A 22,411-nucleotide genomic window follows, 5' to 3' on the forward strand; every position below is an offset into this window, starting at 1 on the left:
ACTGAGAAAACCCGCAACGGGGAGAAGTGAGTACCGAGCAACACCGAATCCCTTGGCGTCCTTTGTGTCTTTGCGGTTCAACCTGGCTGGCGGCTGTTCGTCAGGCCGACGCGCCGGTTTGTTCCTCGTAGCGGTAGCCGACGCCATAGACGGCGTGGATGAGCTCGCGCTCGGGGTGGAGTTCGGCGAGCTTGCGCCGGAGCTTCTTGACGTGGCTGTCGATGGTGCGATCGGAGACCACGCGGCGATCGCGATAGATGTGTTCCATCAGCTGTTCACGGGAATAGATCCGCCCGGGGGTGCGATACAGGGTCTCGAGCAGTGCGAACTCGACGGCGGTGAGTTCGATCTCAGTGGTGTCGCTGCGTACCCGGAGTCGTGTCGGGTCGAGGGTGAGTGCGCCGCTGGGCTGCGGTTGGCTGAGCGTGGTGTCGCTGCGCTGGCGCCTGAGGACGGCCTTGACCCGGGCGACCAGCTCGCGGGGGCTGTAGGGCTTGCAGACATAGTCGTCGGCGCCGAGTTCGAGCCCGAGCAGGCGGTCGATCTCCTCGACGCGGGCGGTGGTGATGATAATCGGTACCTGGCTCTCGGCGCGGATCTCGCGGCACAGGCTCAGCCCGTCGCGTCCGGGCAGCATCAGATCGAGCAGCACCAGGGCAGGACAGTGATCACGGATCCAGTCGAGCACCGTGGTGCCCTCGGCGAGATGGGCGCTGCGGTACCCGCTGGCGTGTAGGTAGTCGGTGACCAATCCGGCGAGCCGCTGCTCGTCCTCGACGATCAGGATCAGTGGGGCGTGGGGGGTGTCATTCATCGGTCGTGCTGTTGTCTGGGGTCGGAGGGCAGCTCGATGTGGATCCACAGTCCGCCGAGTGGTGAGGGGCGGGCGCTGATGGTGCCGCCGTGGGCGTGCACCACGTTGTCGGCGATCGCCAGCCCCAGCCCGGCGCCGCCGGTGTGGCGGTTGCGCGAGTCGTCGACCCGATAGAGTCGTTCGAACAGGCGTGAGCACTGCGCCTCTGGCACGCCGGGGGCGGTGTCCTGGAGGTCGATGGTCAGCCCGGTCGGGGTGCGGGTCGCCCGGATCTCCAGCCGACCGCCGCGATCAGTGTACTGCAGGCTGTTGGCGAGGAGGTTGCGAAAGAGCTGGGAGAGGCGTTGGGCATCGGCCACCAGGGTGATCTGACCGGGGGGGCTGACAACGAGTCCGAGGTCGAGTCCGGCGCTCTGGTAACGCGCCCTGAAGGCGTCGCAGTCGGTACGCAGTAGGTCGATCGGATCGGTCTCCTCGAAACGGTAGCCGAGTGCGCCGAGATCGGTGGTGGTGAGTTCGTAGAGGTCATCGACCAGTCGGCCGAGCCGTAAGGCGTCGGCATGGAGTTGATCGAGGGTGTCGGTGTCGAATGGTCTGACACCGTCCTGGATCGCCTCGAGTTGGGCGCGTAGCAGTGCGATCGGAGTGCGCAGCTCGTGCGAGATGTCGGCCACCCACTGCCGCCGTGCCTGTTCGTTACGCTCGAGGGCTGCGGCCAGGGCATTGATGTCGCGCCCGAGTCGGGCGATCTCGTCGCTGCCGCGCGGCTGCGCGCGCGCGCTGAAATCACCTGCGGCCAGGCGCCGCGCCGTCTCCTGGAGCGCGCGCACCGGGCGTACCAGGCGTCGTGAGAGCGGATAGGCCAGTGCGGCGGAGAGGGCGAGCATGGCCAGGGCGATCAGCCACAATCGGTCGCCTTGACGGGCCCGGAAGCGCAGCTCTGCGAGCTCTGCGACCGGGCGTCCGGGGAGGACTGCGAGGTGCCCGATGGTGGTGCCATTGAGGCGTAGAGGCATGCGGCGGGCCGTCTCGAGCAGTTCGGGGCGACCATAGACGATGTCGCCATTGCCATCGAGCAACATCAGGCGGAGTTCCAAGGGGGTGGGGCGGTCGTGATGGCGCACGCGCTCGAGCGCGTGCGGCGGTGGCCATTGTCCGCTCTCGAGCTCGCCCCGCAGGGGCCTGCGGTGAGGGGAGTGTGGTGTGCTGCGTCCGCTGATGGCGCTGATCCAGCGCCACGGATCGTCGCGTAGCACCTGCCAGGAGCCGCGTTCCTGATAGCTCTCGATCAGTCGTGTGGCGATCTGTTCGAGGCGCGCTTGCTCACGGGCATCGACCAGTTCGACCAAGCCACGTTCGAGCGACCAATGCATGAAGGCCTGGGTGCCGATCAGGACCAGTACGCAGGCGAGCAGCAGGGTGAGGAAGAGCTTGGCGCGGATCGAGTGTGTCATGGGGCGATGATCGCGCCCCAGGGTGCAAGAAATATGGACGCGGCCTCAGGTCTCAGCCGAGCGGTGGCTGGCCGGAGGGTGTCGGGTGTGGTGGGCGCTGCTCGCTGAGATGTCGGCGCAGCAGCCAGCGGCGCTGCTGGGTCCGGCTGCGGGGACGGGACTGGACCAGCGCGCGCACCAGGCGCAGCAGTGGGGCGCGGGCCCGAGGCTGGAATTGCCGGTGGTCGGTCATACCTCTTCCCTCAGGGTCAGTCGCATGGACAGTGCGGCGTGAGTGCCGTGGCGCTGTCGGTGTTTCTGGTGGAGCGGAGCAGTTGATGCGCGCAGCGTGCGCAACGGCCACAGGGGCCGGGAACCGCCAGGGTCTGGCGCAGCTGGGCCAGCGAGGAGACGCCGCGCGCGGCGGCCTCGCGGATCTGCCGGTCGGTGACGGCATTGCAGACGCAGACGTACATGGTGGCGTGGGGTCCGTGGTCGGTGGTATGTCGCAGGACTAAAATAGGAATTATTCGCAATTTCTTCAAGCCCCTGGCTCAACCGGTGCCGACCGGTGCTGGGATGGCCAGGTCTCTCGTGATGGAGAGGATTCAGAATGAAGATCGATCCGGCGATGAATCGCCACCTCAACATGGTGCTCAAGCAGGCGTTGACCGCCATCAACCAATCCTTTTTGCACGCACGCATGCTCGGTCACTGGGGCGTGTCGGGGCTCGAGCGTCGGCTCTACGACACCTCGATACTGGTGATGCGTCAGGCCGACCGGGTGATCGAACGGGTGTTGTTTCTCGAAGGGCTGCCCAATCTGCAGGACCTCGGCAAGTTGCATGTCGGTGAGGACGTGCCCGAGGTGCTTGCCGCGGAGCTGGAGCTGGGGCAGCGGTATCGAGCGGTGCTCGGCGATGGCGCGGCTGCGGCCGAGCAGCATGGCGACTATGTCAGTCGGGCCCTGTGCGAGGCCCTCAACGGCGAGGTCGAGGCGCAGATCGACTGGCTCGAGACCCAACTCGGGCTGATCGACCAACTCGGACTCGAGCGTTATCTCGAGACCCAGGTCTGAACCACGGATCCAGGCGAGGTATTCCCGATGCAAGGCAATCCCAAGGTGATCGAGCACCTGCAGCGTCTGCTCGCCAATGAGCTGGCGGCGATCGATCAATACTTTATCCACGGCCACATGTACGAGGACTGGGGCTATGCGCGACTACAGGCGCGCATCCTCCACGAGAGCGAGGACGAGCGCGGCCACGCGGCGCTGCTGATCCAGCGGATGCTGTTTCTCGATGCCATTCCGGACATGCGTCAACGTGACGGGTTGCGGGTGGGGCGGGATGTGCCCGAGATGCTCGCCAACGATCTGCAGCTCGAGTATGCGGTGGTCGCCGCGCTCAAGGAGGCGATCGCCTGCTGTGAGCAGGAGCGCGATTATCAAACGCGCCAGATCCTGCTCTCGATCCTCGCCGACACCGAGGAAGACCATGCCTATTGGCTCGAGCAACAGCTCGGGTTGATCGACGCCTTGGGGCTAGCCAACTATCTCCAGACCCAACTCCACGCCGTCGCCGCGCCCGCTGACTGAGCCGCATCGTCGCGGCCGGGGCATGTGTCAAGGCATGTCCCGCTCCTCTTCACCGTGTCTCCCGGCGCACGCCGAGCAATGACAAGCACGGGGCACGTCAATACAATCCCTCGAATCTTGTGGGCAATTGGTCGGTCCGGATCGACGCCGGCCGCCGTCAGGCGGTCTTGCCCTGCGATGCGTGTCCGCTCGCGCCTGATGGGGGAGTGGATGCGCCCGGCCCCGTGCCCATGGATGGGGTCCTCGATCCCAGGGTGCGGGGGCGCCGTTGTCAATCCATCTTGTCGAGAGGAAACGCGCGTGAAGTATGCGGCAAAGAGAACCTGGCCCCTACGCTCCCCGTCCTGGGAGCACGAGGGGGAGGCGGAGAGTTTCGAGGCGTTTGCGACCGAGTTCGCTGCCGTCGAACGTCTCGGTGCGGACGGTGAGTTCGTTGTCATCGATAAGTCGAGCGAAGAGGCCGAGTTGCGCTTCTTCCGCGTCACCACAATCGCACCCTATCAGGTCGAGGCGGTCGCCGAACCGCGTAGCAATGCCCCCGCGCCGCAGGCCGAGGATGGACAGCCGGCCGTGGAGCAGGACTACAGCTCGGCGCTGCGTCCGGCGATCTCGATGCTGGTCTACATGGGCAAGGTTGCGGTGATCGCCGTCGCGGTCATTACCGTTGCGGCCTTCGGGATCGGCTACATCAAGGATTTACTTGGATAAAGTCGTTTCCCGGCGTGGTGCGGAGACCGAGTCTGCGTCAAGGTTTTTTTGGCAGTGTGTTGTTTTTGAAAAGGTTTTTTGGGTGGTGCGGGGGTTGTCCTGGTCATGTAAAACCTTCTTGACATCCGGTCATGTCAAGCTAAGATGACACACAGGATCCACGCTGGGTCCTAAAGTCCAGGACGAAGGGCTTGTCTGGCTGAGCACCGTGCGCGGTGCATTGTCGAGGTCTTTCTCGTCCGTTCTTAACGGTTGCGGGTGCCAAGTGCGGTATCCGTTTGGTTTCTAAAAGGAGGCTAATAATGGCTGATCAGAAGAGTCTGTCGGGTCTGACCGAGCAGCAGGCGAAGGAATTCCACGAGCAGTTCAAGGTGACCTACACCGCATTCGTCGGTCTGGCTGCGCTGGCGCACCTGTTCGTCATCGCTGCCAACCCCTGGTGGTAATCGGTCGTCGTCGAGGATAAGAACATGCAGATCATGGGCTACAAGCCGCTGGAGCAGGACTACCGCTTTTGGCTGGTGGTGAATCCGGCTACCTGGCTGATCCCGACGCTGGTTGCCGTCCTGGTGGTGGCACTGGCTGTTCACGTCTACGCCTTCTCGCTCCCCGATCAGGGCTGGTCCGCTCCGGCTCCTGAGGCCGTCGAGGCGGTCGCGGCTGAAGAGGCTGCTCCGGCCGAGTGATTTCATGGCGTCGCGATCCTCTCGATCGCGTCCGTCTGGTTGTCGCGCACACTGGCTGCGACACTGTTTATAACCCCTGCATTTAGAGGGTAATACCATGACTGGACTGACTGAACAGCAGGCCAAAGAGTTCCACGAGCAGTTCAAGGTGTCCTACACCGCATTCGTCGGCCTGGCTGCCGTCGTTCACCTGTTCATCATCGCTGCGAACCCCTGGTTCTAATCGAACCCCGGTTCAACGCACTCCAAACCTAATTCAACGAGGTCAAAACAATGAGCGACATCGCAAAGCCGAAGAACCCGGAAGACGATTGGAAGATCTGGATGGTCGTCAATCCTGCCACCTGGCTGATGCCGATCCTGTTCGCCGTGCTGGTCGTCGCACTGGCCGTGCACGCGGTCGTGTTCTCGATCGGCCTGGGCTGGTAACAGCCTGCCGACGGCGACCGTCGCGTTCGTCGCGGGTCGCTGTCTGCTGACTGCGCTCGACGCGGTCAAGCATCACGGCAGACGAGGTTCGCCTCGTCTGCCGTCGCGGTGACGCAAGGTCACCGTCGATACTGGAGTCCGAGCCACGCGGAGCCTTGGCTCGGACGTAGAATCTCCCCCGCCTCTTCACTCTCGCCCGACCTCCTCTACCCGAATCCGAATCCTTCTGTCGATGTCCCCATCGATAAGCGATCGTGCGCGTGTTTCGTGGGTCGCCAAAATTGGGGTGGGGAGAGCGACCTGGCGCGAGGGATTTCGGTGTTCTCGTTTGCTGTTTTTAGGCGACGATTGATGTTTTTTTGTGGCTTATCAAGGGGGATCTCGGTGGTGTCGAGATAGGGCGCAGGTGCCTGTGTGGATCTATTGTCTATTAGGCTTGACATTCCCTCATGTAAAGCTAAGATGACACCCAGGATCTGCGCTGGCCCCCAAGATTTTCGGAGTCCTGCGCAGCACACGAACCACTGGTTTCGATCAGTTGGTTGCGAAGGGTTCACGCCGCGAGACGGCGCATCGAGATTTCTAAAGGAGGCCAATATGGCTGATCAGAAGAGTCTGTCGGGTCTGACCGAGCAGCAGGCGAAGGAATTCCACGAGCAGTTTAAAGTGACCTACACCGCATTCGTCGGTCTGGCCGCGCTGGCGCACCTGTTCGTCATCGCTGCCAACCCCTGGTGGTAATCGGTCGTCGTCGAGGATAAGAATATGCAGATCATGGGCTACAAGCCGCTGGAGCAGGACTACCGTTTTTGGCTGGTGGTGAATCCGGCTACCTGGCTGATCCCGACGCTGGTTGCCGTCCTGGTGGTGGCACTGGCTGTTCACGTCTACGCCTTCTCGCTCCCCGATCAGGGCTGGTCCGCTCCGGCTCCTGAGGCCGTCGAGGCGGTCGCGGCTGAAGAGGCTGCTCCGGCCGAGTGATTTCATGGCGTCGCGATCCTCTCGATCGCGTCCATTTGGTTTGTCGCACGACATCCGTCGCGACAATGTTTATAACCCCTTTCAAATAGAGGGTATTCCAATGTCTGGATTGACTGAGCAGCAGGCAAAAGAGTTCCACGAGCAGTTCAAGGTGACCTACACCGCATTCGTCGGTCTGGCGGCACTTGCGCACCTGTTCGTCATCGCTGCGAACCCCTGGTGGTAATTGAACCACCCCGGTTCAACGCACTTTAACCTGAGTCCAACGAGGTCAAAACAATGAGCGACATCGCAAAGCCGAAGAATCCGGAAGACGATTGGAAGATCTGGATGGTCGTCAATCCTGCCACCTGGCTGATGCCGATCCTGTTCTCCGTGCTGGTCGTCGCACTGGCCGTGCACGCGGTCGTGTTCTCGATCGGCCTGGGCTGGTAAGTACCAGTTCCCGGTGGTGACCGCCTCGTGCGGTTGCCATAGCGCCCGGACATACTTGCATGTCCGGGCGTGCTTGTGATTGCAGGGTTCGCCCTGTCACAGTGATGCCGTCCTCCACCCTGGCGTGAATCCTCTCCCTCCGCTCGCCACCGGTGTCCTCCCGCTGATCCAGTCTCGTCTCCATCGCGCCTCGTCGAGAGGGTGTGATCGGGGCTTATGTCCTGCCGTTAACCGTGCCGATGTGTCGCCATCGATCTGGTGTGATCGGGCGCGGTGGCTGTCGTCGTCTCCGCGCCGTGGCTTCCTTCGTGCGGGTCAGGAGCGTACCATCCCCTGCACCGCGTCGACCCCAGCGTCGCGATGCCACGTCTCGCGTCCGGGTCCCGTCATTGCGCGGTGGCCAGGGAGGGCCGAGGCTGCCTCTGCGCCGCGCCGCGTGTTTCTCTGTATCAACCCCTATTTGGAGCTGATTCTGGCATGAGTCGCCCTGATGATCCCTTGGCAGCCGCATTCCGCGAGTTGCTGCCCAAGATCCTGCCCTTCGCCGACGTGGCGACGGCGGATCTTCCGCTGCGCCGTCTGCTGCGCCTGTCGTTGTTCCAGGTGTCGGTGGGGATGGCGATGGTCTTGCTCACCGGTACCCTCAATCGGGTGATGGTCGTCGAACTCGGCGTCTCGACCTGGTTGGTGGCGACCATGGTGGCCCTCCCGCTGGTGTTCGCACCGTTGCGCGCGCTGATCGGATACCGCTCGGACTATCATCACTCCGCCTTCGGGCTACGCCGTATCCCCTATATGTGGATGGGGACCATGCTGCAGTTCGGTGGTTTTGCGATCATGCCGTTCGCACTGCTGCTGCTCGCCGACACCGAGAACAGTCTCAATATCATGGGGCAGATCGGTGGTGCCCTGGCCTTCCTACTGGTGGGAGCGGGCCTGCATACGGTGCAGACCGCCGGGCTCGCGCTGGCCACCGACCTCGCGCCCGAGGACAAGCGCCCGCGCGTGGTGGCGCTACTCTATGTGACCCTGCTGCTGGGGATGGGCGGTAGCGCGCTGCTGTTCGGTCAGTTGCTGACCAACTTCTCGCAGCAGTTGCTGATCCAGCTGATCCAGGGGGCGGCGGTTGCAACCCTGTTGCTCAACGTGATCGCGCTGTGGAAGCAGGAGGCGGTCGATCCGGAGCGTGCTGCGGCCAAGGTCGAGCGCCCGCCCTTCGCCGAATCGTGGAAGCGCTTCATCGCCGGTGGTCGTGCCAGTCGTCTGCTGGTGGCCGTCGGTCTCGGTACCGCCGCCTTCACCATGCAGGACATCCTGCTCGAGCCCTATGGCGGTAAGGTGCTGGACCTGAGTGTGTCGCAGACCACCATGCTGACCGCGATCCTCTCTGCTGGGACCCTGCTGGCCTTCGGGCTGGCGGCGCGGCTGCTCGGCCGAGGTACCGTGCCCTATCGGATTGCCACCATCGGGGCCTTGTTTGGGGTATTTGCCTTTGCCGCGGTGATCGCCTCCTCGGCGCTCGATCTGCCCTGGCTCTATCGGACCGGCGCCGGGATGATCGGCTTCGGCTCGGGGCTGTTCCTGATCGGGACCCTGGTGGCGGCGATGGCGATGTCCGAGGGCGGGCACAGTGGTCTGGCACTGGGGGCCTGGGGCGCGGTGCAGGCCACGGCGACGGGGATCGCCGTGGCGCTCGGTGGCACCCTGCAGGACATCTTCGCCTCGATGGCCGCGCACGGTCTGTTCGGTGCCGAGCTGATGGGGCCGGCGGTGGGCTACGACATGGTCTATGCGTTGGAGATCGTCCTCCTGGTGGTGACCCTGATCGTGCTGGTGCCACTGCTGCTCAAGCCCGCTGACGCCAAGCGGGCCGCCGATGGCAAGATCGGTTTCGAGCACATGCCCTGACCGGGTGCGGGGTGGACGGTCGCTGCCCTCGCGGTCGTCCGCCTCGACGCCTCGCATCGCGTTTTCTGAAAGGGTGACGCCGCACGGTTGCGCCCACCCTTGTCCGAGAACCGGAGATCACACATGAATGGATGCATGTTCAAGACCCCGGCACGTCTGCTCGGCGCCTCGCTGTTGCTCTGTCCCTGGCTGGTGGCCGAGGCCCATTTCCAGACCCTGATCCCCTCGCACGAGATCCTCGATGCCGCGACCGGCCCCGAACTCTCGCTCGAACTCGAGTTCACCCACCCGATGGCCGGCGGGCCGCGGATGGACATGGCGCCACCGGTGCGTTTCGAGGTGCTCGGTCCGCAGGGGCGTGAAGATCTCGGCGCTCGGCTCGAGGTGGTCGAGCACCCCGATGGGGTGCGTGGTTATCGCGCCGACTATCGGGTGAAGGGGCCGGGCGATCATCTCTTCATGGTCGAGCCTGCTCCTTATTGGGAACCGGCCGAGGGGGTGATGATCGTCCATTACACCAAGGTGGTGGTCGATGCCTTCGACGCCCAAGACGGCTGGCACCGGCTGCTCGGCTTGCCGGTCGAGATCGAGCCCTTGACCCGCCCCTACGGGCTCTGGGCCGGTAACCTGTTCCAGGGCGTGGTGCGTCGCGACGGCGAGCCGGTGCCCTTCGCCGAGGTCGAGGTGGAGTGGCGCAGCGACGGTAGCCGCCAGGCCCCGGCGCCGGCCTTCCTCACTCAGGTGGTGCGGGCCGATGGCGACGGGGTGTTTAGCTATGTCATGCCCTTCCCCGGGTGGTGGGGCTTTGCCGCGCTGCTCCCTGGCGAGCAGTCGATGACCAATCCCGAGGGGGAGGCGGTGGCGGTCGAACTCGGCGCCCTGATCTGGGTGAGGGCGCGTGCGCCCGAGTGAGCGCGCGCTGCTGCTGGCACTGTTGATGCTGTGCTGGCAGCCGGCCTGGGCGCATCGGCTCAACCTGTTCGCCGGCGTCGAGGGGATGCGGATCAGTGGTGTGGTCTACTTCTCCGGCGGGACCCCCGCCGTCGGCGTGCCGATCGAGCTGTCGGGGGACGAGGTGGCGCTGTCGCTGGTGAGTGATGCCGAGGGGCGCTTCGCTCAGACGGTGACCCGTGCGGCCGACTATCGACTGGTGGCCCAGACCGCCGACGGCCATCGCGCCGAGTGGCGCATCGGCGCCGCCGAGTTCGTGTCTGCCCAACCCCCTCAGACCGCGCCCCAGACACCCGTATCGACGCCAGTGGTCGACCCGGCGCTGCTCGCCGCGATCGAGCAGGCGGTGGCGCGTCAGCTGCTTCCGCTGCGCGAGGAGCTGGCCGCCGAGCAGGCGCGCGTGCGGCTGCGCGATCTGCTCGGCGGGCTCGGTTATATCCTCGGGCTCACCGGGCTGGCGTTGTGGTGGCGCGTGCGGCGCGGCTGACGCCGACCCGGTGCGCCGGGGTTCAATAGCCGCCCTTGCGCCTGACCTCGGGCAGCCCGGCGATGCGGGTGCCCTGCTTGGTCGGGGCGAGCGGGAAGAGCTGATAGAGGTCCTTGCTCGTCGGCTTGCTGCCCCAGCGTTGTGCCATCGCCTTCAGCACCGCGCGCTCCATCGGCTGGTTCTGGCCGTTGTCGAAGTATTCTTCGCGCAGATAGCGGATCACGTCCCAATGGCGTTCGCTCAGCTCGACCGACTCCTCGGCGGCGAGCGCCTCGGCGACGGCCTCGTTCCAGTCGGCCGCGTTCTCCAGATAGCCATTGGCGGTGGTGGCGATGGTCTTCCCGTTGACCTCGATGGCCATTGCGGACTCCTCCCTACTGCTGGCTCGATGATGGCCGGCACCGGATGTGCCGGTTCAGGTCTCTGGTGTCTCTGCGCGGTCGTCTGTTCAACCCGGACGGACCGGGTCGATGCCCTTGTGGGCGATGAACAGCCCGCAGCCGAGGTGTCGGTGCGGTCCGAGCCCGTGTTGCTGGAGCCGGATCGATTCGTCCGCCGGCAGGTTCGCCAGCAATAGGCTGCGGGTGTGGAGCGGTCCTTGCGCGGTGGCGAGCCCGAGGGCGCGGCCGCACAGTGCCTTGCGCATCCGGACCTCGACCCGAGCCAGGGTCGCAGCCGCGCGGTCGAGGAAGGTGTTCTCGTCCTCGTCGGCGTCGCAGACGATGTGACGGGCGAACTGGGTGGGGCTGGGGTCGAGCGCGCGGGAATGCCCCTGGCCGATGTTCAGCGCCTGGCCGGCGACCTCGAGGTGGGTGCCGGGGAGGGTCGTCAGCAGCGCCTCGGCGAGCGGTCGGGGTACGCGCAGTCGCAGCTTGGTGCGACGTGGGAGTTGCAGCCAGGAGTCGGTGCCGTGCGGCGGGCGTTGCCAGCCGTTCTGCGAGCCGGCGCCGTGGATGGCATGGATGCCGAGTCCGGCCGCCTCGGCGAGCCAGGGTTGGGCGGCGATCAGCGCGCGGTGCAGGGCGTCGGCATGATCGACCGGGAGTGCTCGGCAGTCGATCGCGAAGACCAGTTCGACAACGTCTGCCGGGACCCTGAAGTCGTCTTCCTGCTCGGGTTCTTGCCAGTACATGGGTCACTGTCCGAAGGGCAGGCGGTCCTGCAGCGCCTGGCGGTCGAACCACCAGCCGTCCTGCACCAAGACGTCGACGACGTTGCGCAGTCGTACCAAGAATTTCTCCGGCTCCTTGAGTTCGAGTCGCTCCATCCATTGGTCGAGCTGCTGGGCGTCATCAACGCCACTGTGGCGGCGCGCCACGGTGCTGAGCATCTGGGTGGCGAAGAACATCAGGTCCTCGCGCTGGCGTCCGGCGGCCCGCACGTCGGCCAGGAACAGCGCCGTGGTTGCAGCGACCGCCGCGCCGTCGGCCTCGTCCGGGGTCTCCTCGACGACATGGGTGAGCAGCTCGGTGGTGAGTTCGGGGTCGATCGGGCAGGTGACCGCCAGCCAGATGCCCTGGCCCAGTGCGCTGAGCGACTCGGGTCGGTTGCACTGGAAAAGGACGTCACAGGCATCGGCGGCGAGTTCGAATTGGTCGTGCTCGATGAAGGTATCGAAGACCGTGCGGCCGAGCCCCCAGGCCTCGTCGGTGCGACCGAGGCCGACCAGGGCGCGGGCCATCTGCAGCTGGGCCTCGGCGAGGACGTCGTCCGGTGCGCTGCTGCGTTCGAGTTCGGTGAGCCGCTCGGTCAGCGCCTGCAGGTGTGCCTGCAGTGCCGTCTGTTCGGCGCTGTGGCCGATCACCGAGTCGGCGGCGGTGTCGAGCAGATGGGCGGCGAAGAGGTCGAGATGCTTCATGAAGGCTTGGCCTGCGGCTAACGGACGAGCCCGCTGAAGGCGGCCTCGAGACGATCCTCCCAGTCCTCCGGGGTGTCGGGGTAGGGGGGGCGGACGTCGATGCGGAAGAAGCGCTCCCCGGTGCGGGCGACGGCTTGCACCAGCGGGATGAGTTCGTCGAACGACTCGATGTCCTGGTTGGCGACGAGGATGTCACTGAGCTTGAGCATGGCGTGGCGCAACCCTTCCCTTATCTTGATGTCGTGCGGCTTCGCCCGAGGTGTGCACATCCTTGCCGTGCGTCCCTGGCACGCGAAGCGCGCGCTTGGCTCGGTCTTGCGGTGCCGTGGTCGAGTCTCGTTCGGCGACGAAACCAGGGTCGCGCGATTATAACGTCCACGAATCGGTGGTGACTCGGTCGATGTAACGAATTCGCAATAATTCGCGTGCCGGCTCCCCGGGGGCAGCGGGTGTGAAGGCGGATCTGTCGTGCAATACATTGGTGGTGATCAGCCCTTGGCCAGCGCTCAACTTGTGGGTGAATGTGAAGACGGCCTCGCGTGAAAACAACTCGTCGAGGGCGGCCCGAGCGGCCTCGGTCTCCGGGCCCTGACGCCAACGCACATGGCGCCGTCGCGCCGAATAGCGCATGTGCAGTCGTCCCCCGTGCACCGAGAATACCGGACCACAGTGCTCGGGGCGCAGCACCTGTCCATCGACCACATGCGCGGGGATGCCGAAGGCCTCAGGGTGCATCAAGGCGGCGATGTGCTCGGGGTTGGCGTCGCGTAGCCGCAGATAGGCGATCTCGGGGTCGAGCAGGTGGTTCTCGCCGCCCTCACGTGCCGGATGCAGACAGAACAGCATCCAGGTCTGCACCTGTCGGTCGGGGGCGTTGTAATAGCCGTCTGTGTGCCAGTTCAGTGCCCGCTCGGTATAAGGAATGTAGTCGCCGCGTCCATCCCCCTGGCCGTCGGTCGGGGTGATCCGGCTCACCGCCCTAGCGTCGGCGAAGTGGTTGGCCTCGGTGCGGCGCAGCCCGAGGGCGTGTCCGAGGGCGAGCAGCGCGGCGGCGTCGAGTTGCGTGGGGCTGGTCTCGATCAGCACCATCGCATCGCTGGCGAGCCGTGTGGCGATGGCCTCAAGCTCCGCCTCGGAGGGGGTCGCCAATCGCGCCAGTCGCACCCTCAGGCGAGCCGCGCTCGGCGCCGGGCGGGCGAGTCGGGCCCGACGCCAGCGCTGGTAGCCCGACTCATCGGTGAGCGAGAAGGGGTTGAACATAAGGCTGTTTTATTAGTAAGTTCTTATATTATTGATTCCGAGTCTTGAAGCCTAGCAGCCGTGGTGGAGGGATACAGCCGAGGGGATGGGCGCTTCGGGACGAGCGGTCGAGACCTATCCCAAAAGGGATAGGTCGCTGCCTGAGATCCACCCCGATCGTGGAGTGGGCGATGCGTGGAGAGACCGTTAAAGTGATCCCCAGACGATGGCGTTGCCGAGAGCCGAGCGTCCGGCGCCGGTCTCGGCAACCGGGCCCATCCTCGCCCAGACGCGACGCGATGCATCGACCCACCGCCGGAAATGGCCGTCGGGCCCTGCTCGATCATGCGCGCACGCCACTTTCCTGGTTCTCAGCGTAGGAGAGACAGCGCAATGTCCATCGATAAGCACTCCACCCCGATGCTCGACCAGCTCGAGAGCGGGCCCTGGCCGAGCTTTGTCTCCGGGATCAAACGGCTGCGCGATCAGCACGCCGATGCGCGTATCAACGCCATGGCCAATGATCTGCTCGGTCAACTCGAACACTCCTACGAGACCCGCAAAGGCTATTGGAAGGGTGGCACGGTCTCGGTCTACGGCTATGGCGGCGGCATCATTCCGCGTTTCTCCGAGGTCGGCAAGGTCTTCCCCAGCTCCAAGGAGTTCCATACCCTGCGGGTGCAACCACCGGCGGGTAACCACTACACCACCGCGATGCTGCGTCAACTCGCCGACAGCTGGGAGAAGTGGGGCTCGGGGCTGATCACCTTCCACGGCCAGACCGGCAACATCATGTTCATCGGCTCGAGCACCGAGAACACCCAGCACTTCTTCGACGAGATCAACGACTACGGCTGGGACCTCGGTGGCGCCGGTCCCTGCGTGCGTACCGCGATGTCCTGTATCGGCGCGGCGCGCTGCGAGATGTCCTGCACCAACGAGTTCAAGGCACACCGGCTGCTGGTCAACAACTTCACCGACGATGTGCACCGTCCGGCGTTGCCCTACAAGTTCAAGTTCAAGATCTCGGGCTGCGCCAACGACTGTCAGAATGCCATCGAGCGCTCCGACTTCGCGGTGATCGGCACCTGGCGCGATGACATGAAGGTCGACCAGGACGAGGTCCGTCGCTATGTCGCCGAGAAGGGCCGGCAGTACTACATCGACAACGTCATCACTCGCTGTCCGACCCAGGCGCTCTCGCTCAACGACGACGACACCCTCGCCGTCGACAACCGTGACTGCGTGCGCTGCATGCACTGTCTCAACGTCATGCCCAAGGCGCTGCACCCCGGCGACGATCGTGGCGTGACCATCCTCGTCGGCGGCAAGCGCACCCTCAAGATCGGTGACCTGATGGGCACCGTGATCGTGCCCTTCAAGAAGCTCGACACCGAGGAGGACTACGAGTCGCTGGTCGAGCTGGCCGAGACCATCATCGACTTCTGGGCCGAGAACGGGCTCGAGCACGAGCGCTGCGGCGAGATGATCGAGCGCATCGGTCTGGCCAACTTCCTCGAGGGCATCGGTATCGAGCCCGATCCCAACATGCTCAACCATCCGCGTCAGAGCTCCTATGTGCGCATGGACGGCTGGGATCAGGCCGCCGAGGCCTGGTTCGAGCGTCAGGCCGAGGCTGCGGGCTGAGCGGCGAGGAGGCGGCCCGCCACGGGTCGCGCGCGAGCGATGGCAGACTGAGACAACTGGAGGACAAGGCAATGGCCGACATGCGCGAGCCGATCGAGTCCGGGTGCCCGGATCCCTGGCAGTACATGCATCCGGTGATGCGCAAGAACTTCGGGCAGTGGAAGTACCACGAGCATCCCCGCCCCGGCGTGCTGCTGCACGTGGCCTACAGTGGGGATCGGGTGTGGACGGTCAAGGCCGGCACCCAGCGCATCCTCGATGTCTTCACCCTGCGCAAGCTGTGCGACATCGGCGACACCTTTGCCGAGGGGCACGTGCACTTCACCCTGCGCTCGAACATCGAGTATCTGGTCACCGACGAGGCCAAGGTTGCCCCACTGATCGAGGCCCTGGAGGAGGCCGGCTTCATCGTCGGCGGCACCCAGAACTCGGTGACCATGATCTCCCATACCCAGGGCTGGCTGCACTGCGACATCCCCGGCACCGATGCCTCGGGCGTGGTCAAGGCGATGATGGACGAGCTGGTCGATGAGTTCCGCAACACCAACATGCCCAACCGGGTGCACATCACTACCTCCTGCTGCCAGATCAACTGCGGCGGTCAGGGCGATATCGCGATCAACGTCCAGCACACCAAGCCGCCGAAGATCAATCACGACCTGGTGGCCAACGTCTGTGAGCGCCCCTCGGTGGTGGCCCGCTGTCCGGTAGCAGCGATCCGCCCGGCGATGGTCAACGGCAAGCCCTCGCTGGAGGTCGACGAGCGCAAGTGCATCTGTTGCGGCGCCTGCTATCCGCCCTGTCCGCCGATGCAGATCAACGACGCCGAGCACACCAAGCTTGCTATCTGGGTCGGCGGCAGCCACTCCAACGCGCGCAGCAAGCCGAGCTTCCAGAAGCTGGTCGCCGCCGGCATCCCCAACAACCCGCCGCGCTGGCCCGAGGCGACGGCCATCGTCAAGCGTATCCTCAAGGCCTACAAGGAGGGCGCGCGCGACTGGGAGCGGATCAACGAGTGGATCGAGCGCATCGGCTGGCCGCGCTTCTTCGAGGAGGTCGAGCTACCCTTCACCAAGTATCACATCGATACCTGGCGCGGCTCGCGGGCGAGCTTCAACAGCTCCTCCTACATCCGTTTCTGAGGCCGTGCGGCCCCATCCACACCGAGCGAGGACGTCATGAAGTTCGCTCTACAGATCAACGAAGGACCCTATCAGCACCAGGCCGCCGACTCGGCCTATCACTTCGCCCGGGCGGCGCTGGAGAAGGGACACGAAATCTTCCGTGTGTTCTTCTATCACGACGGTGTCAACAACGCCACGCGCCTGACCACCCCGCCGCAGGACGACCGCCATATCGTCAACCGCTGGGCTGAACTCGCCGAGCAGCACGACCTCGATCTGGTAGTGTGCGTGGCCGCGGCGCAGCGTCGCGGCATCGTCGACGAGGGTGAGGCTAAACGCAACGGCAAGGATGCCACCAACATCCACCCCAGGTTCCGTATCTCGGGGCTGGGGCAGCTGGTCGAGGCGGCGATCGCCGCCGACCGGCTGGTGGTCTTCGGCGACTAGGGGGGCGAGACGATGTCGGAAACGGTGAAACAATTCCTCTATCTCAACCGCAAGGCCCCCTACGGCACCATCTACGCCTGGGAGGCGCTCGAGGTGGTGCTGATCGGCGCCGCCTTCGATCAGGACGTCGGGGTGATGTTCCTCGACGACGGGGTCTATCAGCTGGTCAAGGGACAGGATCCCCGCGAGATCGGCATGAAGAACTTCTCGCCCACCTTCCGCACCCTTGGCGACTACGAGGTCGGGCGGATCTATGTCGACGGTGAATCGCTCGCCGCGCGCGGTCTCACCCGCGAGGACCTGGTCGAGATCGCCTGGGAGGACCCGGAGACCGAGGAGGAGGTCGACAACATCGTCGAGGTGGTCGATCGCACCCGGGCGCGGGCGTTGATGGACGAGGCCGATGTGGTCTTCAGCTTCTGAGTCGGCCCCGGTCGTCGGGGGGCGGCCGGGGCCGTCATGGTATCCATGTATCGCGGGGGCGGCCGGTGCGGGCGTCTCCGGCAAGGGGGACGCATGAGCATCCTGCATACCGTCAACAAGTCACCGTTCGAGCGCAATTCGCTAGAATCCTGTGTGCAATTCGCCAGCGATGGCGCGGCCGTCCTGCTGTTCGAGGACGGCGTCTATGCGGCCCTCGCCGGGACCGAGGCGGAGTCGCGGGTTCGCGAGGCGCTCGGCAGGCTCGAGTTCTACGTGCTCGGGCCCGACCTCAAGGCGCGCGGATTGTCCGAGGATCGCATCATCGAAGGAATCGGCGTCGTGGACTACGCCGGCTTCGTGGATCTCGCCGCGGAGCACGACAAGGTCCAGGCCTGGTTGTAACTCAATTCACGCACCGAAGAAGGAGACATCACCATGTCCGACACCATCGAAGTTGACGGCAAACAGCTGGCCGTGGACGAGGAGGGCTACCTGGCCGACCTCAACGACTGGGTGCCCGCGGTGGCCGACGTGATGGCCAAGCAGGACAACCTGGAGCTGACCGAGGAGCACTGGGACATCATCAACTTCCTGCGCGAGTACTACGAGGAGTACCAGATCGCCCCCGCGGTGCGCGTGCTGACCAAGGCGGTGGGCAAGAAGCTCGGTAAGGAGAAGGGCAACAGCAAGTATCTCTACAGCCTCTTCCCCTACGGACCGGCCAAGCAGGCCTGCCGCTTCGCCGGGCTGCCCAAACCGACCGGCTGCGTCTGAACCCGGTGTCGGGGTGGGGCGACCCATCCCTGACATCCCGTCCCGGGACGGGCGGCGCCGGGCGACCGGCGACGTCGCTCCGGCAACCGCAGAGAGATCACCCTAGAGGGAGCGGAAGTATGGCGTTGCTGACGTATTCCTACGCCGCCCTGTTCTATGTCGCCGCGCTGGTGCTGGTCTCAGGGCTGGTCGTCAAGATCGTCCGCTATGCCCGGACCCCGGCCCCGCTGAAGATCCCCACCACCCCGGCGCCGACCAGCCGCAGCGGCGTGGCGCTGCGCATGACCCGCGAGGTGGTGCTGTTCGAGAGCCTGTTCCGCGGCAACAAGTGGACCTGGATCTTCGGCTGGATCTTCCACTTCGGGCTGTTCCTGGTCACCCTGCGCCATCTGCGCTATTTCATCGAGCCGGTGTGGGCGCCGATCGCCCTGGTCCAGCCCTTCGGCATCTATGGCGGGATCGCCATGGTCATCGGGCTGCTCGGGCTGTGGGCACGCCGCTTCCTGGTCGATCGGGTGCGCTACATCTCCTCGACCTCCGATCATCTGATGCTCGCCCTGCTGGTGCTGATCGGCACGAGCGGCCTGCTGATGAAGTTCGTCTTCCACACCGACGTGGTCGCCATCAAGCGCTTCTTCCTCGGGCTCTACGCCCTCGATCCCCAGCCGCTGCCGGCCGACCCGCTGCTGTTGCTGCACCTGCTGCTGGTGGCGCTGCTGATGATCGTCTTCCCCTACAGCAAGCTGCTCCACGCCCCGGGTCTGTTCTTCAGCCCGACGCGCAACCAGGTCGACGATCCGCGCGAGCGTCGCCACCTCGCGCCCTGGGCGCGCGCACTCGAGCAGCAGGCGCCCGCCGCGTCGTCCGATCCGCGAGGTTGAGCCATGGCCAAGGCAACATTCGACGTCCCCGAGTTGACCCCCTACACCGAGGTGCCCGCGGTCACCCCGGGGGCCATGGCCCACAGCGCGCCCTTCGTCTCCAAGGCCGAGTTCCAGGGGCCGCTCGGCTTCCCCGGTGAGCTGGTCGAGGACTGGCAGACGCGGGCGATCGACAAGATGGGCGAGCTGCTCGGCAAGTATCGCTCGCTGCGTGTCTATCTCGATTCTTGCGTCAAGTGCGGGGCCTGTACCGACAAGTGTCACTACTTCCTCGGCACCCAGGACCCGAAGAACATGCCGGTGGGCCGCCAGGACCTGATGCGCAAGGTCTATCGGCGCTATTTCACCCTCGGCGGTCGCCTCTTTCCCAAGCTCGTCGGCGCCGAGGACTTCACCAAGGAGGTGCTCGACGACTGGTACAGCTACTTCCACCAGTGCTCACAGTGTCGGCGCTGCTCGGTGTTCTGTCCCTATGGCATCGATACCGCCGAGATCTCGATGGCCGCGCGCGAGATCATGGACAGCATCGGGGTGGGGCAGAAGTACTGCAACGAGATCATCGGCAAGGTCTACAAGATCGGCAACAACCTCGGCCTGCCCGGCCCGGCGCTGGTCGACACCCTCGAGGGGCTCGAGGAGGACGTCTTCGACGAGACCGGCGTCAAGGTGCGCTACCCGATCGACGAGGAGGGCGCCGAGATCCTGCTGGTTACCCCCTCGGCCGACTTCTTCGCCGAGCCGCACGTCGACGGGTTGATCGGCTACGGCAAGGTCTTCCACGCCGCCGGCGTCTCCTGGACGCTGAGTTCGCACGCCTCCGAGGCGGCCAACTTCGGCATGTTCATCGGCTCCTACGACAACATGCGCCGGGTCGCCCAGCGCATCCGCGAGGCGGCCATCGCGCTCAAGGTCAAGCGCATCGTCTTCGGCGAGTGTGGTCATGCCTGGCGGGTGGCCTACAGTTTCCTCAACACCCTCGCCGGGCCTTGGGACTTCCTTGACCCGCGCTATCCGGTGCCGCAGCACATCTGCGAGTTCACCCATGACCTGATCGAGCAGGGGCGGCTGACCTTCGACAAGTCCGAGAACGACGACAAGGTCATCACCTTCCACGACAGCTGCAACGTCGCCCGCGCCTCGCGCATGGGCGAGGTCCCCGGCGGCCAGTTCGAGATCCCGCGCGCGATCATCCGCGCCACCTGCAACCACTTCTACGACATGGACGAAGACACCATCCGCGACCGCACCTTCTGTTGCGGCGGTGGCGGCGGGCTGCTCACCGACGACCTCATCGAGCTGCGGGTGAAGGGGGCCAAGCCCAGGCTCGATGCGCTCAACAACGTGATGCAGGAGAAGGGGGTGACGCACATGGCGGCGATCTGCGCCATCTGCAAGAGCCAGTTCACCAAGGTGCTGCCCTACTACGGCATGGAGATGGATCAGATCGTCAGCCTCCACCAGTTGGTCTCCAATGCGATCGTGCTGGAGGGCGGCGAGGACGACGACGAGGAGGACGCGCCCGCGGCGGCCTGATCCCGGGCCGGCGACGGGAGGCGCGCGACAAGACACCCGGGTCGGTCATCCGGGGGCAATTCGGTCACTAGAGAGAGAACCCTATGGCGACTTCCAGCGACGAGATGAAGACCAAGCCTTCCTGGCGCCGCTTCGAGGACGGGGCCAACGTCTGGGAGGATCTGACCGACAAGATCTTCATGGAGGACAGCTCCCACAAGTGTCCGACCTATGTCCACAAGACCCCGCCCTGTCAGGGCAGTTGCCCATCGGGCGAGGACATCCGCGGCTGGCTGCAGATCGTGCGCGGGCTCGAGCAACCGCCGGCGGACATGGACTGGCGCGAGTACGCCTTTCGTCGCTCGACCGATGCCAACCCCTTCCCGGCGATGATGGGCCGGGTCTGTCCCGCACCCTGTCAGGACGGTTGCAACCGCAACGCGCTGGAGGACTTCGTCGGTATCAACGCCGTCGAGCAGTTCATCGGCGACTCGGCCATCGACAACGGCTACCGCTTCGCCCCGCCGCCGCCCGACACCGGCAAGCGGGTAGCGATCGTCGGCGGTGGTCCGGCGGGGCTGGCCGCCGCCTATCAGCTGCGGCGCCGGGGGCACGCCTGCACCATCTTCGAGGCCAACAGCGCGCTCGGCGGCATGTTCCGCTTCGGCATCCCCGGCTACCGGGTGCCGCGCGACCGGCTCGATGCCGAGATCCAGCGCATCCTCGACCTCGGCCAGGTCGAGGTGCGGCTCAATACCCGGGTCGGACGCGATCTCGCCGTCGCCGAGCTCGAGCGCGACTACGACGCCGTGCTCTGGGCGCTCGGCTGTCAGAGCGGGCGGGGGCTGCCGGTACCGGGTTGGGAGGGCACGCCCAACTGTGTCTCCGGCGTCGCCTTCCTCAAGGCCTTCAACGAGGGGCGGATGAAGGTCACCGCCGCCAAGGTGGTCTGTGTCGGTGGCGGCGACACCTCGATCGACGTGGTCTCGGTGGCGCGCCGTCTCGGCCACCTGCCCGAGCACGCCAAGCGCGATCTCCCCGAGACGGTGATCCACGACGGCTATCTCGCCCACGACACCGCCGGCGCGGCCGCCGCCGAGGGCGCCGAGGTGACCCTGACCTCGCTGTTCTCGCGCGAGCAGATGACCGCCGCCGAGCACGAGGTCAGCGACGCCACCCGCGAGGGCGTGACCATCCTCGACGGGGTGATGCCGCTCGAGGTGCTCAAGAACGCCGAGGGCCGCGCCACCGGGCTGCGGGTCGCCGACTGCCGCATGGAGGAGGGGCGCCCGGTGGCGGTCGAGGGCACCGAGCGGGTGCTCGAGGCCGACTTGATCGTCTCGGCGATCGGCCAGGGCGGCGATCTCTCCGGCCTCGAGACCCTCGACAATGGTCGCGGGCTGATCGACGCCGACAAGTTCCATCAAGTGCCGGGCCGCCCGGGACACTTCGTCGCCGGCGACATCATCCGTCCCCACCTGCTCACCACCGCCATCGGTCAGGCCTGGGTCGCGGTCGAGTCGATCGACGCCTATCTCGGCCAGGCCGAGCAGCGCCGCCGCCCCAAGGTCGACGTCCATCACTTCAACCTGCTCGACAAGCTCGCCGAGGTCGAGCGTGCGCCGCGGCCCTTCGTCGTCGGCGAGGCCGGCGACCTGCGCGGCACCTCGGCGGCGGATTATGCGGTGCACAACTACGAGGACCGCTCCGGGGCCGAGGTCATCCCCCACGATGAACTCTATCTCGGTCACTTCAACCACCATGCCCGCAACCTTCGCCAGGAGCAGGTGCCGAGCGCCGAGCAGGTGCTCGCCCACTTCGCCGAGCGGGTCGCCGGGCTGAGCGAGGCGCAGGCGGTCGACGAGGCCAAACGCTGCATGAGCTGCGGGATGTGCTTCGAGTGCGACAACTGCGTCATCTTCTGTCCGCAGGACGCGGTGTTCCGGGTCGACAAGGCCGCGCGTACCACCGGGCGCTATGTCGATACCGATTACAGTCGCTGCATCGGCTGTCACATCTGCGCCGATGTCTGTCCGACCGGCTACATCAAGATGGGACTGGGCGAATAGCCCCGAGG

The 22,411-nt window shown here is 65.4% G+C and carries 32 protein-coding genes; 23 read left to right on the top strand and 9 right to left on the bottom strand.

Annotated features, from left to right (window positions below; all coding sequences use genetic code 11):
• Positions 1-100: 100 nt before the first annotated feature.
• From HF203_RS14515 to HF203_RS14530, 4 genes are read right to left on the bottom strand one after another with little or no spacing between them, the layout of a single operon-like run.
• A complete protein-coding gene (locus HF203_RS14515; RefSeq protein WP_168670816.1) occupies positions 101-814 on the bottom strand; it encodes a response regulator in 714 nt (237 codons plus the stop codon).
• Positions 811-2,268 carry an ATP-binding protein gene (locus HF203_RS14520; RefSeq protein ID WP_168670817.1) on the bottom strand — a complete coding sequence of 486 codons (1,458 nt, stop codon included), beginning with the start codon at positions 2,266-2,268 and terminating at the stop codon, positions 811-813. The genes HF203_RS14515 and HF203_RS14520 overlap by 4 nt, the downstream gene beginning before the upstream one ends.
• A 52-nt stretch (positions 2,269-2,320) precedes the next feature.
• A complete protein-coding gene (locus HF203_RS14525) occupies positions 2,321-2,500 on the bottom strand; it encodes a hypothetical protein (RefSeq protein ID WP_168670818.1) in 180 nt (59 codons plus the stop codon).
• A 16-nt stretch (positions 2,501-2,516) separates the two neighbouring features.
• Positions 2,517-2,723, bottom strand: a complete 207-nt coding sequence (locus HF203_RS14530; RefSeq protein WP_168670819.1) for a (2Fe-2S)-binding protein — start codon at positions 2,721-2,723, stop codon at positions 2,517-2,519.
• Positions 2,724-2,860: 137 nt separating this feature from the next.
• On the opposite strand from HF203_RS14530, the gene bfr (HF203_RS14535) reads away from it, so the two are divergent.
• From bfr (HF203_RS14535) to HF203_RS14600, 14 genes are all read left to right on the top strand, one after another.
• Positions 2,861-3,325 carry a bacterioferritin gene (gene bfr, locus HF203_RS14535; protein WP_168670820.1) on the top strand — a complete coding sequence of 155 codons (465 nt, stop codon included), beginning with the start codon at positions 2,861-2,863 and terminating at the stop codon, positions 3,323-3,325.
• Between the two features lie 27 nt (positions 3,326-3,352).
• Positions 3,353-3,844, top strand: coding sequence for a bacterioferritin (gene bfr / locus HF203_RS14540; protein WP_168670821.1), 492 nt, complete (start codon positions 3,353-3,355; stop codon positions 3,842-3,844).
• A gap of 300 nt (positions 3,845-4,144) precedes the next feature.
• Complete coding sequence (locus HF203_RS14545) at positions 4,145-4,552, top strand: hypothetical protein (protein ID WP_168670822.1); 408 nt, start codon at positions 4,145-4,147, stop codon at positions 4,550-4,552.
• A gap of 302 nt (positions 4,553-4,854) precedes the next feature.
• Entirely contained in the window at positions 4,855-4,998 is a 144-nt protein-coding gene (gene pufB / locus HF203_RS14550) for a light-harvesting antenna LH1, beta subunit (protein ID WP_062277660.1), read from the top strand.
• Between the two features lie 24 nt (positions 4,999-5,022).
• Positions 5,023-5,238: a light-harvesting antenna LH1, alpha subunit gene (pufA, locus tag HF203_RS14555; protein ID WP_062277663.1), complete on the top strand. Its 216-nt coding sequence runs from the start codon at positions 5,023-5,025 to the stop codon at positions 5,236-5,238.
• Between the two features lie 97 nt (positions 5,239-5,335).
• A complete protein-coding gene (gene pufB, locus HF203_RS14560; RefSeq protein ID WP_168670823.1) occupies positions 5,336-5,461 on the top strand; it encodes a light-harvesting antenna LH1, beta subunit in 126 nt (41 codons plus the stop codon).
• 50 nt (positions 5,462-5,511) lie between these two features.
• Complete coding sequence (pufA, locus tag HF203_RS14565; protein ID WP_168670824.1) at positions 5,512-5,667, top strand: light-harvesting antenna LH1, alpha subunit; 156 nt, start codon at positions 5,512-5,514, stop codon at positions 5,665-5,667.
• A gap of 597 nt (positions 5,668-6,264) precedes the next feature.
• The gene (gene pufB / locus HF203_RS14570; RefSeq protein ID WP_062277660.1) at positions 6,265-6,408 is read left to right on the top strand and encodes a light-harvesting antenna LH1, beta subunit; all 144 of its coding nucleotides are present in this window, start codon (positions 6,265-6,267) and stop codon (positions 6,406-6,408) included.
• A gap of 24 nt (positions 6,409-6,432) precedes the next feature.
• A complete protein-coding gene (pufA, locus tag HF203_RS14575; RefSeq protein WP_062277663.1) occupies positions 6,433-6,648 on the top strand; it encodes a light-harvesting antenna LH1, alpha subunit in 216 nt (71 codons plus the stop codon).
• Positions 6,649-6,748: 100 nt separating this feature from the next.
• Complete coding sequence (pufB, locus tag HF203_RS14580; protein ID WP_062277669.1) at positions 6,749-6,874, top strand: light-harvesting antenna LH1, beta subunit; 126 nt, start codon at positions 6,749-6,751, stop codon at positions 6,872-6,874.
• 53 nt (positions 6,875-6,927) lie between these two features.
• The gene (pufA, locus tag HF203_RS14585; RefSeq protein ID WP_082806268.1) at positions 6,928-7,083 is read left to right on the top strand and encodes a light-harvesting antenna LH1, alpha subunit; all 156 of its coding nucleotides are present in this window, start codon (positions 6,928-6,930) and stop codon (positions 7,081-7,083) included.
• A gap of 477 nt (positions 7,084-7,560) precedes the next feature.
• Entirely contained in the window at positions 7,561-8,991 is a 1,431-nt protein-coding gene (locus HF203_RS14590) for a BCD family MFS transporter (RefSeq protein ID WP_168670825.1), read from the top strand.
• Between the two features lie 123 nt (positions 8,992-9,114).
• Entirely contained in the window at positions 9,115-9,903 is a 789-nt protein-coding gene (locus HF203_RS14595; RefSeq protein ID WP_168670826.1) for a DUF4198 domain-containing protein, read from the top strand.
• Entirely contained in the window at positions 9,890-10,429 is a 540-nt protein-coding gene (locus HF203_RS14600; RefSeq protein WP_168670827.1) for a peptidase associated/transthyretin-like domain-containing protein, read from the top strand. Before HF203_RS14595 ends, HF203_RS14600 begins: the two co-directional genes overlap by 14 nt.
• Before the next feature lie 22 nt (positions 10,430-10,451).
• Here HF203_RS14600 and HF203_RS14605 read toward each other — a convergent pair whose 3' ends face one another.
• The 5 genes from HF203_RS14605 to HF203_RS14625 form a co-directional block, all read right to left on the bottom strand.
• A complete protein-coding gene (locus HF203_RS14605; protein WP_168670828.1) occupies positions 10,452-10,790 on the bottom strand; it encodes a TusE/DsrC/DsvC family sulfur relay protein in 339 nt (112 codons plus the stop codon).
• Between the two features lie 87 nt (positions 10,791-10,877).
• Positions 10,878-11,561 (bottom strand): type I-MYXAN CRISPR-associated protein Cas6/Cmx6, encoded by a 684-nt coding sequence (gene cas6 / locus HF203_RS14610; protein ID WP_168670829.1) that lies wholly within the window; start codon positions 11,559-11,561, stop codon positions 10,878-10,880.
• Positions 11,562-11,564: 3 nt separating this feature from the next.
• Positions 11,565-12,287: a hypothetical protein gene (locus HF203_RS14615; protein WP_168670830.1), complete on the bottom strand. Its 723-nt coding sequence runs from the start codon at positions 12,285-12,287 to the stop codon at positions 11,565-11,567.
• A 17-nt stretch (positions 12,288-12,304) separates the two neighbouring features.
• Positions 12,305-12,496 (bottom strand): sulfur relay protein DsrC, encoded by a 192-nt coding sequence (locus HF203_RS14620; RefSeq protein WP_168670831.1) that lies wholly within the window; start codon positions 12,494-12,496, stop codon positions 12,305-12,307.
• Positions 12,497-12,653: 157 nt separating this feature from the next.
• Complete coding sequence (locus HF203_RS14625) at positions 12,654-13,547, bottom strand: TauD/TfdA family dioxygenase (RefSeq protein WP_168670832.1); 894 nt, start codon at positions 13,545-13,547, stop codon at positions 12,654-12,656.
• Between the two features lie 372 nt (positions 13,548-13,919).
• Here HF203_RS14625 and dsrA point away from each other — a divergent pair, with 372 nt between their 5' ends.
• From dsrA to HF203_RS14670, 9 genes are all read left to right on the top strand, one after another.
• Positions 13,920-15,173: a dissimilatory-type sulfite reductase subunit alpha gene (gene dsrA, locus HF203_RS14630; RefSeq protein ID WP_168670833.1), complete on the top strand. Its 1,254-nt coding sequence runs from the start codon at positions 13,920-13,922 to the stop codon at positions 15,171-15,173.
• Between the two features lie 71 nt (positions 15,174-15,244).
• The gene (dsrB, locus tag HF203_RS14635) at positions 15,245-16,315 is read left to right on the top strand and encodes a dissimilatory-type sulfite reductase subunit beta (protein WP_168670834.1); all 1,071 of its coding nucleotides are present in this window, start codon (positions 15,245-15,247) and stop codon (positions 16,313-16,315) included.
• A gap of 36 nt (positions 16,316-16,351) precedes the next feature.
• Positions 16,352-16,744 carry a sulfurtransferase complex subunit TusD gene (gene tusD, locus HF203_RS14640; protein ID WP_062277694.1) on the top strand — a complete coding sequence of 131 codons (393 nt, stop codon included), beginning with the start codon at positions 16,352-16,354 and terminating at the stop codon, positions 16,742-16,744.
• A 12-nt stretch (positions 16,745-16,756) separates the two neighbouring features.
• Positions 16,757-17,167: a sulfurtransferase complex subunit TusC gene (gene tusC / locus HF203_RS14645; RefSeq protein ID WP_123140633.1), complete on the top strand. Its 411-nt coding sequence runs from the start codon at positions 16,757-16,759 to the stop codon at positions 17,165-17,167.
• A gap of 93 nt (positions 17,168-17,260) precedes the next feature.
• On the top strand, positions 17,261-17,569 hold the full coding sequence (gene tusB / locus HF203_RS14650) for a sulfurtransferase complex subunit TusB (RefSeq protein ID WP_168670835.1): 309 nt from the start codon (positions 17,261-17,263) through the stop codon (positions 17,567-17,569).
• Between the two features lie 33 nt (positions 17,570-17,602).
• Complete coding sequence (locus HF203_RS14655) at positions 17,603-17,941, top strand: TusE/DsrC/DsvC family sulfur relay protein (RefSeq protein ID WP_062277700.1); 339 nt, start codon at positions 17,603-17,605, stop codon at positions 17,939-17,941.
• Positions 17,942-18,060: 119 nt separating this feature from the next.
• Positions 18,061-18,822 (top strand): respiratory nitrate reductase subunit gamma, encoded by a 762-nt coding sequence (locus tag HF203_RS14660; protein ID WP_168670836.1) that lies wholly within the window; start codon positions 18,061-18,063, stop codon positions 18,820-18,822.
• Between the two features lie 3 nt (positions 18,823-18,825).
• Entirely contained in the window at positions 18,826-20,355 is a 1,530-nt protein-coding gene (gene dsrK, locus HF203_RS14665; RefSeq protein ID WP_168670837.1) for a sulfate reduction electron transfer complex DsrMKJOP subunit DsrK, read from the top strand.
• An 83-nt stretch (positions 20,356-20,438) separates the two neighbouring features.
• Positions 20,439-22,403, top strand: coding sequence for an NAD(P)-binding protein (locus HF203_RS14670; protein ID WP_168670838.1), 1,965 nt, complete (start codon positions 20,439-20,441; stop codon positions 22,401-22,403).
• Positions 22,404-22,411 lie beyond the last annotated feature (8 nt).

Origin of the sequence: Marichromatium bheemlicum (assembly GCF_012276755.1) — a bacterium.
GTDB classification, from domain to species: Bacteria; Pseudomonadota; Gammaproteobacteria; order Chromatiales; family Chromatiaceae; genus Marichromatium; species Marichromatium bheemlicum.

Coding starts and splice junctions, on each gene's coding strand:
- HF203_RS14515 (WP_168670816.1), bottom strand. CDS start 814: ATGAATGACACCCCCCACGCCCCACTGATCCTGATCGTCGAGGACGAG.
- HF203_RS14520 (WP_168670817.1), bottom strand. CDS start 2,268: ATGACACACTCGATCCGCGCCAAGCTCTTCCTCACCCTGCTGCTCGCC.
- HF203_RS14525 (WP_168670818.1), bottom strand. CDS start 2,500: ATGACCGACCACCGGCAATTCCAGCCTCGGGCCCGCGCCCCACTGCTG.
- HF203_RS14530 (WP_168670819.1), bottom strand. CDS start 2,723: ATGTACGTCTGCGTCTGCAATGCCGTCACCGACCGGCAGATCCGCGAG.
- bfr (WP_168670820.1), top strand. CDS start 2,861: ATGAAGATCGATCCGGCGATGAATCGCCACCTCAACATGGTGCTCAAG.
- bfr (WP_168670821.1), top strand. CDS start 3,353: ATGCAAGGCAATCCCAAGGTGATCGAGCACCTGCAGCGTCTGCTCGCC.
- pufB (WP_062277660.1), top strand. CDS start 4,855: ATGGCTGATCAGAAGAGTCTGTCGGGTCTGACCGAGCAGCAGGCGAAG.
- pufA (WP_062277663.1), top strand. CDS start 5,023: ATGCAGATCATGGGCTACAAGCCGCTGGAGCAGGACTACCGCTTTTGG.
- pufB (WP_168670823.1), top strand. CDS start 5,336: ATGACTGGACTGACTGAACAGCAGGCCAAAGAGTTCCACGAGCAGTTC.
- pufA (WP_168670824.1), top strand. CDS start 5,512: ATGAGCGACATCGCAAAGCCGAAGAACCCGGAAGACGATTGGAAGATC.
- pufB (WP_062277660.1), top strand. CDS start 6,265: ATGGCTGATCAGAAGAGTCTGTCGGGTCTGACCGAGCAGCAGGCGAAG.
- pufA (WP_062277663.1), top strand. CDS start 6,433: ATGCAGATCATGGGCTACAAGCCGCTGGAGCAGGACTACCGTTTTTGG.
- pufB (WP_062277669.1), top strand. CDS start 6,749: ATGTCTGGATTGACTGAGCAGCAGGCAAAAGAGTTCCACGAGCAGTTC.
- pufA (WP_082806268.1), top strand. CDS start 6,928: ATGAGCGACATCGCAAAGCCGAAGAATCCGGAAGACGATTGGAAGATC.
- HF203_RS14590 (WP_168670825.1), top strand. CDS start 7,561: ATGAGTCGCCCTGATGATCCCTTGGCAGCCGCATTCCGCGAGTTGCTG.
- HF203_RS14595 (WP_168670826.1), top strand. CDS start 9,115: ATGAATGGATGCATGTTCAAGACCCCGGCACGTCTGCTCGGCGCCTCG.
- HF203_RS14605 (WP_168670828.1), bottom strand. CDS start 10,790: ATGGCCATCGAGGTCAACGGGAAGACCATCGCCACCACCGCCAATGGC.
- cas6 (WP_168670829.1), bottom strand. CDS start 11,561: ATGTACTGGCAAGAACCCGAGCAGGAAGACGACTTCAGGGTCCCGGCA.
- HF203_RS14615 (WP_168670830.1), bottom strand. CDS start 12,287: ATGAAGCATCTCGACCTCTTCGCCGCCCATCTGCTCGACACCGCCGCC.
- HF203_RS14620 (WP_168670831.1), bottom strand. CDS start 12,496: ATGCTCAAGCTCAGTGACATCCTCGTCGCCAACCAGGACATCGAGTCG.
- HF203_RS14625 (WP_168670832.1), bottom strand. CDS start 13,547: ATGTTCAACCCCTTCTCGCTCACCGATGAGTCGGGCTACCAGCGCTGG.
- dsrA (WP_168670833.1), top strand. CDS start 13,920: ATGTCCATCGATAAGCACTCCACCCCGATGCTCGACCAGCTCGAGAGC.
- dsrB (WP_168670834.1), top strand. CDS start 15,245: ATGGCCGACATGCGCGAGCCGATCGAGTCCGGGTGCCCGGATCCCTGG.
- tusD (WP_062277694.1), top strand. CDS start 16,352: ATGAAGTTCGCTCTACAGATCAACGAAGGACCCTATCAGCACCAGGCC.
- tusC (WP_123140633.1), top strand. CDS start 16,757: ATGTCGGAAACGGTGAAACAATTCCTCTATCTCAACCGCAAGGCCCCC.
- tusB (WP_168670835.1), top strand. CDS start 17,261: ATGAGCATCCTGCATACCGTCAACAAGTCACCGTTCGAGCGCAATTCG.
- HF203_RS14655 (WP_062277700.1), top strand. CDS start 17,603: ATGTCCGACACCATCGAAGTTGACGGCAAACAGCTGGCCGTGGACGAG.
- HF203_RS14660 (WP_168670836.1), top strand. CDS start 18,061: ATGGCGTTGCTGACGTATTCCTACGCCGCCCTGTTCTATGTCGCCGCG.
- dsrK (WP_168670837.1), top strand. CDS start 18,826: ATGGCCAAGGCAACATTCGACGTCCCCGAGTTGACCCCCTACACCGAG.
- HF203_RS14670 (WP_168670838.1), top strand. CDS start 20,439: ATGGCGACTTCCAGCGACGAGATGAAGACCAAGCCTTCCTGGCGCCGC.